This is a genomic window from Streptomyces sp. NBC_00344 (assembly GCF_036088315.1).
Classification (GTDB): Bacteria; Actinomycetota; Actinomycetes; order Streptomycetales; family Streptomycetaceae; genus Streptomyces.
On record NZ_CP107996.1, the window covers coordinates 103,787 to 118,064 of the forward strand.

Genomic DNA, 14,278 nt, shown 5'->3' on the forward strand with positions numbered 1-14,278 from the left:
CCCTTCACGCAGGCGGGACCTACCTCGCTGGGGAGGTCTCCACGGACCACGCGGCGCGCCCCACCCTCCACCGCGGACCGCGTACCGACGGGAGACCATCGGGACCGGCTCGTTCCCTTGCACCACCACTGGAGTGACTCCGCGACGGACTCCGGCCGTTCTGAGGCCCGGCGATTTCAGCAACTGCTTCCATCCCGGTGTGGTCAAATCAGCGGCGCCGGCCGGCAGCCTCAGGAGGAAGGGAAGATTCTGTGGCACAACCCGTGGGCGATGCGGATGCCGGTCGGGGAGACACCTCCGGACGCCCGGACCCGCGGCGCTGGACAGCGCTCGGTGTGTGTCTGATCGCTGGGTTCATGACGCTCCTGGACGTCTCCATCGTCAACGTCGCGCTGCCCTCGATCCGTAAAGGTCTGCACACACCGGAGTCCGACCTGCAGTGGGTGGTGTCCGGGTACGCGCTCGCTTTCGGCCTGTTCCTCATCCCCTCGGGACGGCTGGGTGACGCGAGAGGTCGTCGCGCGGTGTTCATGGTGGGCCTGGCCCTCTTCACCCTCGCGTCAGCGGCCTGCGGCGCGGCCCAGTCCAGTATGTGGCTGGTGATCGCACGGCTGTTGCAAGGCGTGGCGGGCGGCCTGATCTCGCCTCAGATCTCTGCACTGATCCAGCAGATGTTCTCCGGCAACGAGCGCGGCCGGGCCTTCGGGATGTTCGGCACCGTGGTCGGCATCTCGACAGCCGTGGGGCCTCTCCTCGGTGGCCTGCTGATCCAGGCGGCGGGCCCCGAGGAGGGCTGGCGCTGGGTCTTCTACGTGAACCTTCCGCTGGGCGCCGTCTGCCTCGCGCTGGCCCGCCGGCTCCTGCCGGACACCCCGACGGCCAGCCGGGTGCGCCTGCGCGATCTCGATCCGCTCGGTGAGTTCCTGCTCGGCGCCGGTGTGCTGGCGCTGCTGCTGCCCTTCGTGCAGTCCCAGCAGTGGCACGGCGCGCAGAAGTGGCTGCTCCTCCCGGTCGCGCTGCTGCTGCTCGCCGCTTTCACCGGGTGGGAGTCCCGGTGCTCCGGCCGGGGCATCCAGCCGGTACTGAACATGGCTCTTTTCCGGGTGCGTTCGTACTGGCTGGGGTGTCTGCTGATCCTGCTGTACTTCGCCGGATTCACCTCCATCTTCTTCATCAGTACCCTCTATCTGCAGAGCGGGCTGCACTACACCGCGCTGCTCGCCGGACTGGCCATCACCCCATTCGCGCTCGGCTCGGGCGCAACGGCTGCGTTGGGAGGCCGGCTGGTGAGCCGCTTCGGCCGGCCCCTTATCGCGATCGGACTGACGATGGTGGCTGTCGGTCTGGGCGGCACGGCACTTGCGGTGCACATGGTGCCGGGCCGCGGCGCGGGCTGGGCCATGGCGGGGCCGCTGCTGCTGGCGGGGCTGGGGAGCGGCCTGGTGATCGCCCCCAACCAGACCCTGACACTGTCGGAGGTCCCGGTGTCCATGGGGGGCAGCGCGGGAGGAACTCTTCAGACCGGGCAGCGAGTGGGCTCCGCCGTGGGCATCGCCGCCGTGGGCTCGGTCTTCTTCGCCCAGATGGCCGACGGGTGGCCGACCGCCTACGACCACGGACTGATCGTGTCGGTCGCGTTCGTGGTCGCCGCGCTGATCGCGGCTCTGGCGGACATCGGCACGAACCGCCTCCAGCAGGACCAGGGGGCAAAGGGCGGCTGACCAGGTCATGCGGTGTCCGGGCCGGTGCCGATGGCGCCGGCCGAGCGAAGCGAACGCCCGAGGTCTGGCGCTGACGGTCAGCAGCCCCACCAGACGCCACCAGGGTCTGCGGCCCGGCTGACAGCGCGGGAAGCGGCATCATGGTCTCATCGGCGTCGTTTCTGGCGGACGTGGGCGCGAACGCGCTGGTAGCTGTCCCGGTAGCCGAGCGGGGCCATCTCTTCCCCAGTTTCCAGGCGTTGCCGCAGCCCTCGTTCAGCGGTCGTGGCGGTAGGTCTTGTACTCGCCGAGGACGGAGTGCCGGGTTGCCACTGACCGGTGAAGAGGTCCTCCGGCTTGGCAGCGTCCGCGTACCGTTTGACGGTTCGGCTCATGCCGAGTTGTCGCTGGATCGCGCGACGGCTGTGTGTCCTGCCTCCACCTGGGCATGGTCAGTGCCGTGAACGGTTCGGGTTCGGTCGGCGAACCGGTGACCGGTCGGCCACGGTAAGCCGGGGAAGGGCCGCACTGTGGAGACGTCCGCCCTGGCCGCAAGGGTGCACACCACGGCACCATCGATCTGCAGCACCCTCATCCCGCAGACAGGGCGATGTCCGCACCCATTCCGCAGGGGCACGCGCACCTCCCCATCACGCGGCCGTCGTCACCGAACACCGCAGCAGAACGCCGGCCTCACGGCCTTCGCACCGCGAACCCCTCGGGCATTGGCCGGCTCTACCTGCTGAGCGACTTCCGTCGCTGGTACGCGATGTAGCCGAACCCGACGAGTAGGGCCGCACTGACTCCACTCACGATCATGTTGATCAGGGAGGGGCCCTGTGCCCCTGCCCACAGCGCGCCGACGACGAAAGCGGTCAGGGTGATGAACCAGGGGGCAGGCTGCCTGTACGGACTCCTGCGGCGCTTCAGCAACAGAAGCACTGCGGCCGTGACAGTCAGCAGCAGCGGACCGGGAACCGCGCCCAACATGGTCATCTGATCTCTCCCACTCGCGACACCGCGTCTGCGTCTCCGCTCACAGTATGAGCCGGATCGGTCATGGATGGGTGAGTACCAGTTACTCATTCTCTGCACGAGGGTGGTTCTCATCGGTAGCGAATGGTGCATGGTGATCAAATGAATGACTGGCTGCGTGCACGGAATGGCTTGACACTCCTGCTGCTGCTCTGGGGGGCCACTCTGGTGGGTGGACTTCTCGGAGTAGCCGTGTCACGGACGTTCCACGACCCCACGACATCGTTCGTGTCGGACCTGCCATGGGTGGCGGGAGGCTCCCTGTTCGTGGCCCTCAGCGGCAGCGTGGCCTATCGGAGGCGGCAAGACAGAACTGCCCCGGACGCCTGACAGCCGCCGTGCGGGCGCAGAAGACACCCGCACAGGCCGTACGAGGTTCGGGCGGAGACAGGGAAGAGCGCGGACGCCTTCACCAATGCGTAGCAGCCCTGCAGCAATACATCCAAGCAACAGGCAGCCCTCTCCACCCTCGGCTACCACGGGGCAGCCAAGGGTGGGAAAGGCATCGGGTTGACGTAGGGTGCCGAGCGGGCGGAGCCGTAGCGCAGAGGTCGTCGCGCGCGGTCTCCAAAATCGCGAGGACACCGGTTCGAATCCGGTCGGCTCCGTCCGCAACCCACTGGAACGTGGCCCGGCCAAGCATCGACAGAGCCCGCCAACGACCCGTCCCTCCTGACCCAGGCGCAACAACGCGCAGCCCTCACGGGACTTCTACTGAAATGGGCAGCAGCCGCAGCGGGGCTGCGTTGCCGGACACGTCATACCGACCGGCAAGCAGCTAACGCCTCACCCCCGCACCGCGTCCCGCCGGGGAGCGAGGTGCTCGGCTGACCCCGCCGGTGGGCGCGCACAAAGCTCAGCCTCGCAGAAGTGGAGCCGGAGCCCGACGAGGAGCAGCACAGTCGCCGACCAAGGTCTGAGTGCGATGCTTGCAACACCCGAACCTGGTGGGCACACGACGCATCGCGGGGTGAGCGATGAGTTTCGACCGGACGGGGAGTCGGTACTTTCAAAACGGCTCCCTACCGCCCGGAGGCACCATGTCCACCAGAAGCAGCTCCTTGCCCGCCGTCGTCGACGCCTCCACCTGGGCGAAGAATCTGGCAGCTCTGCGCGTGCGGGAGAAGGCCGCCACCCGTGAGCTCGACGCCATCGCGGCGCAACGCCGCCGGCTACCGATGGTCGAGATGCCCAGCTACGTACTGGAGGGCGAGGAGGGCGCCGTCCGGCTCGCTGAGATCTTCGGCGATCACCCGCAGCTGATTGTCTACAGCCACATGTGGCATGAGGGCGCCGAGTGGCAGTGCGGAGGCTGCACCGGCTTCACCTCCCAGTTCACCCGGCTCGCGGGCCTGGAGAAGTTCGACGCCCGGTTCGTGATTGTCACCCAGGGCCCGATCGACGAGGCGCTCGCCTACAGGCGCAAGGTGGGCAACACGATGACGTGGTATTCAACGGCGAACAGCACGTTCGGCAGCGATATCGGCGCCCCGCCGAACGGCGGATTCGCGGTCAACGTGTTCCTGCGCGACGGCGACACGGTCTACCGCACCTGGCACACCGACGGCCGCGGCACCGAGCAGCTGAGCTATCTGTTCCCCCTGATCGATCTCCTGCCCTACGGACGTCAGGAGGAGTGGCAGGACTCCCCCGAAGGCTGGCCCCAGTCGCCGACCTACAGCCGCTGGGCAACGCCGCAGGAGATCGCGGCGTCATACGGCGACGGCTGAGGTGCAGGGGCGTTCCGGACGAGGGAGGTACGTCGCACCTTCCGCGGCGCGCCGCCGCCATTACCAGTATCACCGGCCGTTGCCGTCTCGCGGCGGGCCGGATCACGCACGGAAGTGGCCGGAGCCACTCCGCGATGGTGGGCGGCGCGGCCAGGAACGGGCGCACCTCGAGCCACTCGCGGATCGGCTTCCCGCCCGCCCCGGGTTCGGCCGACAGTTCCCCGGCCAACTCGATGGCGCGCTCGTAACTGTCGACATCGATCACCATCCAGCCGGCGATGAGGTCCTTGGTCTCCGCGAACGGGCCATCGGTGACCGGCGGGCGCCCCTCACGGGCTGCGCGCTCAGGTCGCCGAGCGTGCAGCCCGCGTACGCCGTGGCAGTCCGGCCCACTGCGAGGTCCCGCCCCACCTTCGGCACATGGATACCTCCCGGCAACCGTCAGCGGTATGTCGGTTGGATTCCAGGGAGCCGCTGCGCGGGACCTCGCGGCCGGGTGATGCGCCGGATCAGCGGATTTCGGTGACCCGGTGTTCCTTCAGCGCTGCACAGTTGGAGTTCTCAACCGACACGTACACGTTGGCGATGTTGCCACCCCAACTCACGCAGTGACCCTTGCCGTAGACGTAGCCCGGCCCAGCGTACGACGTGTAGTTCCCGGAGTCTCCGGCCCACGCGTCGGTGTCGGTGACGTAGATGTACGTGGACATGTCCTTGGCCGCGCCCGGGTTGGCACGGATGGTCGCGACGCAGTTCTTGCCGTTCGAGGAGTTGTACGTCAGATAGACGGTGCCCAGCGAGCCGACGGGCACCGAGTTCACGGTCTTGTAGGCACTGCCACAGACGCCCTGCGGTGTGACGTTGGGTGCGGCAGAGGCGGTCGGGCCGAACACTGCCGCGGTGCCCGCCACCAGTGTGGTTAGCGCCCCGACAGCCGCGATGTTGCGCATGCTTCCCATGTATCCCCCTTGTGTCTCTGAGAGCGGTTCACTCCCACTTGATGTGACTCCCGAGTGGCAAGGATGGTTGTGCCTGGCGCACACAGACGTGCCGGGGAAACCTGTGCATGAAGTAATCGGACGGAGTGACGCAGTACGGATCAAGGAATCACGGCAGGGATGGGGCACTTGAGGAGGCCAACCGCCGGTCAACAGCTTTCACTCGAGTCACGAGAAGCGACACTTAACTCCGGCTATTGCGTGTCGCGGAGAGTCCGCGACACCGAAAGCCCCCGCTGGTCCGCCGTGATGGCGGGGCGGGGGCCCAGCTGTGCCGCACGCGGTGCACGCTCAGCACGCTCAGTGCCGGGGCGCTGCCTGCTCAGTGGGCGAAGCCCCAGTCGAGCATCTTGGTGGCGTCGTCGAAGCGGCCCGTGTCGTCCTTGAGGATCGCGCCGACCAGGGTGCGGTTGTCCCGCCTGGCGGCGAAGACGAGGCAGTAGCCGTCCTCCGGGCCGCTGCCGGTCTTGACGCCCAGGGCACCGACGTAGCTGCTCAGCAGCTCGTTGGTGGTGTTCCAGGTGTAGTACCGGGTGTGGCCGTTGGCCGCCGGGGCCTCGGTCTTGAACTCCTTGTTCTTCACGACGTCGGCGAACACCGGCTGCAGCATCGCCCGCTGGCCGAGCTTGGCCAGGTCGCGGGCGGTGCTGTGGTTGTTGCCGTGCGAGATGCCGTCGAAGGTGTCGAAGTGCGTCCCGGTCATGCCCAGCTGCTGCGCCTCGGCGTTCATCTGGTTCACGAAGTCGGCGATCCGCGCGTCCTCGGTGTCCCCGGAGCCGAAGTTGTCGGCCAGGGCCATAGCGGCGTCGTCACCGGACGGGATCAGCATGGCGTGCAACAGTTGCTCGACGGTCAGCGCATCGCCGGTCTGGAGGTCGGCGGTGCTGCCGCCGGCGTTCTGGACGTAGTCCCGGTACGCCTGCTTCACCGTGATCTGCCGGTTCAGCCACTCCGGATGTTTGAGCACCACCATGGCAGTCATGATCTTGGTGGTGCTGGCCATCGGCACGCTCTCATCAGCCTTGGACCCGGCCCACATCTCCCGCTCCTGACTGCCGTCGCGGGCATCCAGCAGGAAGGCGTGGTCGGCGTTGATCTTGGGAGCGGTCTGGTCCTGTGCGTCGGCGGCCTTCTCCCTGACGGCGGACCGCGCCACTTGCGGCTGCTGCGCCGCGTCCTGGTCCTGGTCAGCCGAAGTGGTGGCCTCACTGCCCTGCCGGCCGTTCTCGTCGGCGGAGTGCGTGGCACCGGGGGTGGCCGCCTCGGCGAGGCCGCCGGCGGTGAGCGGCAGGGCTGCCCCGACAAGTGCGACCGTCGCGATCCGGACCCCGGTGCGGTGTATCCGGTTGGGGCGGGCGTGGGAACCCATGGGCGTCCCTTCTTTCTCCCGGCGCAGGGACGCCGGCTCTTGGCATGATCTTGCTTCATAGCGAAACTACTTGTGCGATGACAGTGACTCAAGCCGGCTATGTCATAGCCAGGTAACGGCGTTCCGCTTCTGTGGAGATGCCGTGCAGGTGACCGGCGGGGGCTGTGGAGTGGCTCGCGTCCGGCGCCCGGCCGAACTCCTCTCGGGCACCGGAGACCCGCCGGCGCCCGCCCCCTCTCGACCCCCGGGAGCGGGCGGTCCGCCCTGGACGAGTGGCGGCGCGGCCAGGTGAAGCTGTCGGTTACACCAACTGCGAGTGGCTGCTGCGCACGTCATCCTCGGAGCCGCGACAAGGGCGCAGCCGCTGCCAGGCGGTCTCAGGAATCGGCCACCGGGAACACCAGGCGGAACAGTGCTCCGCCTCCAGGCGCCGCTTCCGCGGTGAGGTCGGCTCCGTGGGCGCGGGCGATCTGACGGGCCATGGCCAGGCCGAGCCCCGACCCGGGCAGGGCGCGCGCGGATTCCGCGCGGTAGAAGCGGTCGAAGACGTGCGGTATGTCCTGCGGGGCGATCCCCGGTCCGTGGTCGCGGACCGTGAGTTCCAGAGTGCCTGGGAAGGTGGCCAGTGTTACCTCGACCGGGGTGTTCGGTGGGCTGAACTTGGCGGCATTGTCCAGCAGGTTGGTCAGCAGTCGGGTGAGGCGGGACGGTACGCCGGGGCAGGTCACCCACCTCGCCTCGGGGACGATGTCGAGCAGGAACCGTGCCGCCGGCCAGTGGAAGCGGGCAGTCGCCACCGCGTGCTCGGCCAGGTCCGCGAGACGCACCTCCTCCAGAAGGGGGCGGGGCTCCTCGTCCCGGGCCAGTTCGATCAGGTCGTTCACCAAGCCGGTCACCTCGCGCAGCTGGCGCCCCAGCGCCCCCGATGCCCGATCGCGCTGCGCGTCGGTCAGCCGGTCGGCGCGGGCCAGCAGCTCCGCGTTGGTGCGCAGCGCGGTGAGCGGGGTGCGCAGTTCGTGCGAGGCGTCCGCGACCAGTCTGCGCTGGGCGGTGACCGACTGTTCCAGCTCGCCGAGCATCGTGTTGAAGCTGGTGGCGAGGCGGGTCACCTCGTCCTGCCGGCCCGGTGGGCCCGGCGGCAGTTCGATGCGGTGGCGGGGGTCCCGGGTGGTGGCGATGCGCTCGGTGGCCGAGGTCAGCCGGGCGACCGGCGCCAGCACGGTGCGCGATACCCAGTAGCCGAGCCCTCCCGCCACCAGCGCACCCGCCACGCCGATCGCCCCCAGCAGCCCGGCGGCCTGGCGGACCCCCTTCTCCACCGGGTCCGAGCGCAGTGCGACCTGAAGCGCATTCCCCTCTCCGATGGGAGAGGTCAGCATCCGGTGAGGTTTGCCGAAGAGTGTGATGTTGGTGAAGTACGGGGCGCGCCCGCCCGCCGCGACCTCCCGGACCGGGGCGGAGACCGGGAGGAGGTACGGGGCGGCCGGATCGCCGGCCGGCGTGGCGGGGACGATCTGCGCGCAGGCGGGGGCGGACAGGAATCGGCACTCCCCGGCGAGAACGTCCGGGCCCTCGCCCCGGTGCTCCTGGGTCAGCCGGGTCGCCGACTGGGTCAGATTCAGGTCGAGCTGGTGGAACATCTCGTACCGGATCACGAAGAAGGCCGCGGTACACACACCGAGGGCGACCAGGGCCACCGCGGCCGAGGCCGTCAGCGCCAGCCGGGTGCGCAGTGGTCGCTGCCGCCGCCAGCGCGCCCCGAGCCGGCGGGCACCGCTCATGGCGTGTCCAGGCGGTAGCCGATGCCATGGACGGTGTGCACCAACCGTGGCTCGCCACCCGCCTCCAGTTTCCGGCGCAGGTAACCCACGTACACCGCGAGCGAGTTGGAGTCCGGCCCGAAGTCCTGGCCCCAGACGAGCTCAAGGATCGTCTCCCTCGGGAGTACCTGGCCCGGGTGGCGGATCAGAAGTTCCAGCAGGGCGAATTCGGTCCGGCTGAATTCGAGAGGACGACCCGCCCGCAGACCGGTGCGGGTCGCCGCGTCCAGCGAGAGATCCGCGAACGACAGTTCCTCGTCCGGCTGCTGGGGCGCCGCCCGTCGCAGCAGCGCCCGGACCCGTGCGCCCAGCTCGTCGAGAGCGAACGGCTTCACCAGATAGTCGTCGGCGCCCGCGTCCAACCCGTCGACGCGCTCGCTGACCTGGTCAAGCGCCGTCAGGACGAGCACCGGCGTGCGGTCGCCGATCTCCCGGAGCCGGCGGCAGACCCCCAGCCCGTCAAGGACCGGCATCATCACGTCGAGCACGATCGCGTCGGGCTCCCAGGAGGCAATATCCGAGAGAGCAGCAAGACCGTCCGCGGCGCCCCTCACTTCGTGCCCCTCGAGGGTCAACGCGTCCTCGACGGCCGCCCGCACTTCCGGCTCGTCGTCGACTACAAGGATCTTGGTCATGCCGTAAATACTGTCAAAGCGCGCTCTTAGAACCTTCTTAAGCCGCTTCGTAAGTGTGGCGCCATGCGCACACCACTCTCCGTCGTGATCGGTGCCGGCGGCACCGGCGGCCACATCTATCCCGGTCTCGCACTCGCCGAGGCACTGCGCCGGACCTCCCCCGAAGCGGTGATCTCCTTCGTCGGCACCGAACGCGGCCTGGAGACCGAGCTGATCCCACGGGCCGGATACCGGCTGCACACCGTCGACATGATCCCGTTCGACCCGTCACTGGGTGCACGGCGCTATCTGCTCCCCGCCGCGCTGCTCAGGTCCGGTGCGCAGTGCCGAACGGTCCTGCGGATGCAGCGCGCCCAGGTCGCGGTCGGCATGGGCGGATATCCGAGCGCGCCGGTCATCCTCGGGGCGCGGATGGCGGGGGTGCCGAGCGTGATCCACGAGTCCAACGCCGTCCCGGGCCGGGCCAACCAGTTCGCGGCCCGCCTTACCCCGAACATTGCCGTCGCCTTCGATCGCAGCCGCGCTCACCTGTCCGGCGGTGAGCACGCCGACACCGTCGGCATGCCGATCGCCGCGGGGCTCGCCGTCCTCGACCGGGCCGCACTGCGCGAAGAGGCGCGACGGGCCTTCGCGATACCTGACGGCGCCCGGGTGCTCCTCTTCAACGGAGGCAGCCTCGGCGCGGCCCGGCTCACCGAGGCCGCGGTCGGGCTCGCCTCCCGCTGGCGCCACCGGGAGGACGTGCACCTGTTGATCAAGACTGGCCCTGCGGCCCTGGAGGCGACGCGGCAGCGGCTCTCCGACGCCGGTGCCGGGCAGGTCGCCCGAGCCCTGGCATACCTCGACCGGATGGATCTCGCGTACGCGGTCGCCGATCTGGTCGTCTGCCGGGCAGGCTCGGCAACCGTTGCCGAACTGGCCACGGTTGGAGTCCCAGCCGTCCTCGTGCCGTACCCGCACGCCCCCGGCGACCACCAGACACACAACGCCCGGGTGCTGTCCGATGCGGGCGCCGCGCACCTGCTACCGGATGCCGAGACGACCGCCGACCGGCTGGCCTCCCTCGTCGAACCGCTGCTCGCAGTACCCGACCGGCTTGCCGTGATGGGTCGCGCCGCCGATCCGGGCCATCACGCAAGGGCGGCGGACCTGCTCGCCGCCAAGGTCATCCGTCTGGCCCAAACCGCCCCTTCGTACGACATGGAGAAGCCCGCATGAGCATCAACTGGAACAGCCGTACCGTCCTGGTCACCGGGGCCGAAGGATTCATCGGCTCGACGCTGGTCGACATGCTGGTCGACCGCGGAGCGACCGTCCGCGCGATGGTCCACTACAAGCCTTACGCGGAGAAGGGGTATCTCGCTCGCTACCTCGGCGACCCGCACAGCTCTGTCGAGATAATCGCCGGTGACATTGGCGACGCGGGCCGGGTGATGGACGCCGTGGCCGGCTGCGACACCGTGTTCCACCTTGCCGCGCTGATCGGTATCCCCTACAGCTACGACGCCCCGGGGGCCTACGTACGGACGAACATCGTCGGCACCGAGAACGTGGCGGAGGCGTGCCGCCGCCACTCGGTCCGCAGGCTGCTGCACACCTCCACGAGCGAGGTGTACGGGACCGCGCTGACGGCTCCCATCAGCGAGAGCCACCCGCTGCAGCCGCAGTCCCCGTACTCCGCGTCGAAAATCGGTGCGGACATGATGGCGCTGTCGCACTGGCACGCCTTCGAACTTCCGGTGACCGTGGTCCGCCCGTTCAACACCTACGGACCTAGGCAGTCCGCACGCGCCGTCATCCCCACCATTCTCGCCCAGCTGCACTCCGGCGCAACGAAGATCAGGCTCGGTTCGCTGACGCCCACCCGCGACTTCACCTACGTCACGGACACGGCAGCCGGATTCCTGGCCATGGCGGACTGCGACCGGGCCATCGGCACCTCCGTCAACCTGGGCACCGGCCGGGAGATCTCCATCAGGGACCTGGCGAGCGCACTGATCGCCGCGTCGGGGCGGGACGCCGAGGTGGTCGTGGACCCGGCCAGGCTGCGACCCGGCGGCAGCGAGGTGGAGCGGCTCCTCTCCGACAACACCCGGGCCCGCGAGTGGGCCGGGTGGCAGCCCGAGGTCTCCCTGGAGGTCGGCCTGAAGCAGACCTCCCGCTGGGTCGAGGAAAACATCCACCTCTTCTCGCCCCACCGGTATCAGATCTGATCCCTTCACTGCGATCAAGCCCTACAGGGGGCCCGGGACGAGACAGGCGCGGGCCCCCTGTAAGGGAAGATCCGGCCGGCACATCGGGCTTCAGGGACCGGTGAACACATTCCGCCATGCGTCCTGATGTCCTGATCACCGGCCTCAACCGCGTGAGCCCGGAACTCGATGGCGACAGCTTCGGTGGCTGTGGAAAGGTGCTCACCACAGCCACCGGTGATGAAAACCGAGATGAACCACGACGACGCCCTCCAGCAACTCAGCCGCTTAGCGCGCGAGAGAGAACGCTCGGCCGGCATATCGGGTCCACCGCCTCATCCAGGCGGGGTTGGACGCACTGGTGGCCGGGGTCGAGAGCCCTCGCTCGCCATGCCAGCCGCCCTCTTGCGGCCGTGTAGCACCGTCAGTTGGCGTCACATCTCGGCTATCGCCCCAGTAGCCAGAGCCGGGACCGCGGCACCACCACGGCGCCGTGGGCGGGATATGGGGCGCCAGGTGCTGACGAGGGCAGCGGCCAGGAGGAGTTCCGCGATGTCACCGCCGAAGTACATGATCTCCGCGCCGCCCTGGACTTGGTCGATGGGGGCGTGGATGTTGACCCAGAAGCCGCCGTACATCAGCTGTGCGATCACGGCGTGTGCGGCGATCGCAGCGCCGAGGTAGACCAGGCGGGCACGTACTCCTGGTCGTGAGGGGGCTGGGTCGGGTCCGGCGATGACGTAGGCAAACAGGCACCCGGACAGCAGGAAGTGGGCGTGCAGCAGCCAGTGCCCTGCCGGGTTGACCATGATCGCGTTGTACACGGGGGTGAAGTACAGCAGCGCGAGACTGCCCGTGGACAGGAGCAGTGCCACAGCGGGGTGGGTGAGGATCCGGACGGGGCTGCTATGGAGTACGGCGGTGAGCTGCCGGCCGCGGGCGGTGGGAAGGGTGCGCAGCAGCAGGGTGACCGGTGCGGCCAGAACGAAGGCGAGCGGTGCGTACATGCCGATGAGCATGTGCTGGGCCATGTGGCCGCGGAAGTCGTCGTGGGCGAACGGTGCCAGGGGCGGCAGCAGGGCTACGGCCAGCAGAACGACACCGGTCAGGAAGCTGACCGTTCGCCATCGGCCCTGCCCCTGGGCGGGGTTACGGTGGCGGGCCCGGCGGGTCAGCAGTAGGTAGGCGACCGCGACGAGCAGCAGTGCGAAGGCGGGGCCCGCCGTCTCCAACGGGGTGCCGGGGGCGGTGTGGCCGTCCATGGGCATGTCGTGGTCCATCACACGCGCCGGGCCTGGTGGCCGCTGGGGGCGGGGGCGTCAGGGTCGAATGCCCTTCCGCTGTGCTGAAGCAGGTAGCCACCGATGAGGAGGAGCAGGCCGAGGAGGAGGAAGCCCATGTCCCACCAGATCTGGTACGGGCCGCCGTGGACGTGGTGGATGCCGAGGATCTGGTGATCCAGGAGCCCCTCGACAAGGTTGAAAAGGCCCCAGCCGGCGAGGATCCAGCCCCACAGCACGCGGGAGGCCCACACACGGCGCCGGTCGCGGGCGACACGGGAGTACAGGATGGCCAGGCCCAGCAGGACGGCGATCCAGCAGATGGCGTGGAAGATGCCGTCCCACACCGTGTTCATCTCCAGACCGGAGACGGTGTGGGGGTTGTAGTACTTCACCCCGATGCGGTCGTGATTGGTACTGGTGAGCATGTGGTGCCACTGCAGGAGCTGGTGCAGAAGGATGCCGTCGACGAAGCCGCCCAACCCCACCCCCAGCACGATGCCGGGTAACTGCAGGCTTACGGGCCCCGTGCCCGCACGGGCCTCATCAATGTGGGTGGCCATCGCATGTCTCCGTCCGCTCCGTACTTCGGGTCCGAAGACCCTGGAAACGGTAAGAGTCCCCAGCCTGTAGCGGCAATAACACCGCCGCTGGACTTTTGGCCCGGAACGACCGCGGCAACCACCTGGCTGATGCCCCTGCGGTATGGGCGACCGGAGTCAATCCGAGGCCCGAGCCTCGATACCTCGGGTTGACTGAGACGTCACGGGTCGGCCCGGCACTCGTGCCAGAGTCCTCCTCATGCAGATACCCAGATCCAGATACGTTGTTGCGGGCCTCAATCTGGGCGCCCTTCTGATCTTGACCGCCTGCGCCCAGCAGCGCGCCGCCCCGAGTCTCGGCGCCCCCCTCTCCCCTTCGCCCACGCACTCCTCCACCGGTCCCGCACAGGGCAACGTGGAGCCCGACTCCCACGGCGGAGCCCCGCACTACCGGGAGAACAACGGATTCAAGATCCCCAAGGACATGTCCCCGGACAGCGAGAAGATCGCCCGGAGCGAGGCTGATCGCATCGAACCCGTCCTCAAACGCCTCTGGGACAAAGGAGTGTGGGACCCGAAGAGCGTGCGGGCGGCGCTGCTCCAGCTCGGCTACCGCAACGAAGGCCCCGACAGCGAGCAGGGTCGTGGAACGCTCTTCGTGGAGGACATGGGAACGCGGCTCGGGCTCACCGACACTCACCCCGTCAGGCCCGCGGGCGCCCGCATCGCTCTGCTGGTCCGTCACGACGCCTGCGTCACCGCGTTCACGCAGCCGACCAACTACCAGGTCACGGTCAATGGCCGGTTCCTGGAGACCGGCTGCTTCGAGCCGCGCGCCGGCCACTGAACACCGGGCTCGCTGGGTTCGCCACATTGGGCTCACGGCTGGTTGGGCGCGCGGCTGTAGGTGCGCTGCCGTTCCACGTCGCTTCCTCGCGAGGCGCGACCCCGTTCGGCCGAGCTTCAGCTTGGCCCTG

12 protein-coding genes, 1 tRNA gene and 1 pseudogene are annotated in these 14,278 nt (G+C 68.8%); 6 read left to right on the forward strand and 8 right to left on the reverse strand.

The features are described 5' to 3' along the window. Positions 1–251: 251 nt before the first annotated feature. Positions 252–1,721, forward strand: a complete 1,470-nt coding sequence (locus tag OHS16_RS00565; protein WP_328535130.1) for an MFS transporter — start codon at positions 252–254, stop codon at positions 1,719–1,721. 714 nt (positions 1,722–2,435) lie between these two features. Here the strand turns inward: OHS16_RS00565 and OHS16_RS00570 are convergent. After that, positions 2,436–2,696 carry a hypothetical protein gene (locus tag OHS16_RS00570; protein ID WP_328535131.1) on the reverse strand — a complete coding sequence of 87 codons (261 nt, stop codon included), beginning with the start codon at positions 2,694–2,696 and terminating at the stop codon, positions 2,436–2,438. 572 nt (positions 2,697–3,268) lie between these two features. Here OHS16_RS00570 and OHS16_RS00575 point away from each other — a divergent pair. Together OHS16_RS00575 and OHS16_RS00580 are read left to right on the forward strand one after the other, a co-directional pair. Beyond that, positions 3,269–3,343: transfer RNA gene (locus tag OHS16_RS00575), tRNA-Trp, on the forward strand. A 432-nt stretch (positions 3,344–3,775) separates the two neighbouring features. Further along, positions 3,776–4,465 carry a DUF899 family protein gene (locus tag OHS16_RS00580; RefSeq protein WP_328535132.1) on the forward strand — a complete coding sequence of 230 codons (690 nt, stop codon included), beginning with the start codon at positions 3,776–3,778 and terminating at the stop codon, positions 4,463–4,465. Positions 4,466–4,592: 127 nt separating this feature from the next. Here OHS16_RS00580 and OHS16_RS00585 read toward each other — a convergent pair. The 5 genes and pseudogenes from OHS16_RS00585 to OHS16_RS00605 all read right to left on the reverse strand — a co-directional run. Further along, positions 4,593–4,796: pseudogene (locus OHS16_RS00585) on the reverse strand (YciI family protein); the annotation flags it as partial. A gap of 178 nt (positions 4,797–4,974) precedes the next feature. Beyond that, positions 4,975–5,424 carry a spore-associated protein gene (locus OHS16_RS00590; RefSeq protein ID WP_328535133.1) on the reverse strand — a complete coding sequence of 150 codons (450 nt, stop codon included), beginning with the start codon at positions 5,422–5,424 and terminating at the stop codon, positions 4,975–4,977. Positions 5,425–5,785: 361 nt separating this feature from the next. Next, complete coding sequence (locus OHS16_RS00595) at positions 5,786–6,832, reverse strand: D-alanyl-D-alanine carboxypeptidase family protein (RefSeq protein ID WP_328535134.1); 1,047 nt, start codon at positions 6,830–6,832, stop codon at positions 5,786–5,788. Between the two features lie 377 nt (positions 6,833–7,209). Continuing rightward, on the reverse strand, positions 7,210–8,613 hold the full coding sequence (locus OHS16_RS00600; protein ID WP_328535135.1) for a HAMP domain-containing sensor histidine kinase: 1,404 nt from the start codon (positions 8,611–8,613) through the stop codon (positions 7,210–7,212). Continuing rightward, a complete protein-coding gene (locus OHS16_RS00605) occupies positions 8,610–9,287 on the reverse strand; it encodes a response regulator transcription factor (RefSeq protein ID WP_328535136.1) in 678 nt (225 codons plus the stop codon). Before OHS16_RS00605 ends, OHS16_RS00600 begins: the two co-directional genes overlap by 4 nt. 63 nt (positions 9,288–9,350) lie before the next feature. Here OHS16_RS00605 and OHS16_RS00610 point away from each other — a divergent pair, with 63 nt between their 5' ends. Further along, entirely contained in the window at positions 9,351–10,505 is a 1,155-nt protein-coding gene (locus OHS16_RS00610; protein ID WP_328535137.1) for a UDP-N-acetylglucosamine--N-acetylmuramyl-(pentapeptide) pyrophosphoryl-undecaprenol N-acetylglucosamine transferase, read from the forward strand. Further along, the gene (locus OHS16_RS00615; protein WP_328535138.1) at positions 10,502–11,500 is read left to right on the forward strand and encodes a GDP-mannose 4,6-dehydratase; all 999 of its coding nucleotides are present in this window, start codon (positions 10,502–10,504) and stop codon (positions 11,498–11,500) included. Before OHS16_RS00610 ends, OHS16_RS00615 begins: the two co-directional genes overlap by 4 nt. 413 nt (positions 11,501–11,913) lie before the next feature. Here the strand turns inward: OHS16_RS00615 and OHS16_RS00620 are convergent, their stop codons facing one another. Together OHS16_RS00620 and OHS16_RS00625 are read right to left on the reverse strand one after the other, a co-directional pair. After that, complete coding sequence (locus tag OHS16_RS00620; protein WP_328540664.1) at positions 11,914–12,741, reverse strand: cytochrome c oxidase assembly protein; 828 nt, start codon at positions 12,739–12,741, stop codon at positions 11,914–11,916. A 17-nt stretch (positions 12,742–12,758) separates the two neighbouring features. Beyond that, entirely contained in the window at positions 12,759–13,322 is a 564-nt protein-coding gene (locus OHS16_RS00625; RefSeq protein WP_328535139.1) for a DUF2243 domain-containing protein, read from the reverse strand. Between the two features lie 238 nt (positions 13,323–13,560). Between OHS16_RS00625 and OHS16_RS00630 the strand changes: the two genes are divergently transcribed. Next, a complete protein-coding gene (locus tag OHS16_RS00630) occupies positions 13,561–14,148 on the forward strand; it encodes a hypothetical protein (RefSeq protein WP_328535140.1) in 588 nt (195 codons plus the stop codon). Positions 14,149–14,278 lie beyond the last annotated feature (130 nt).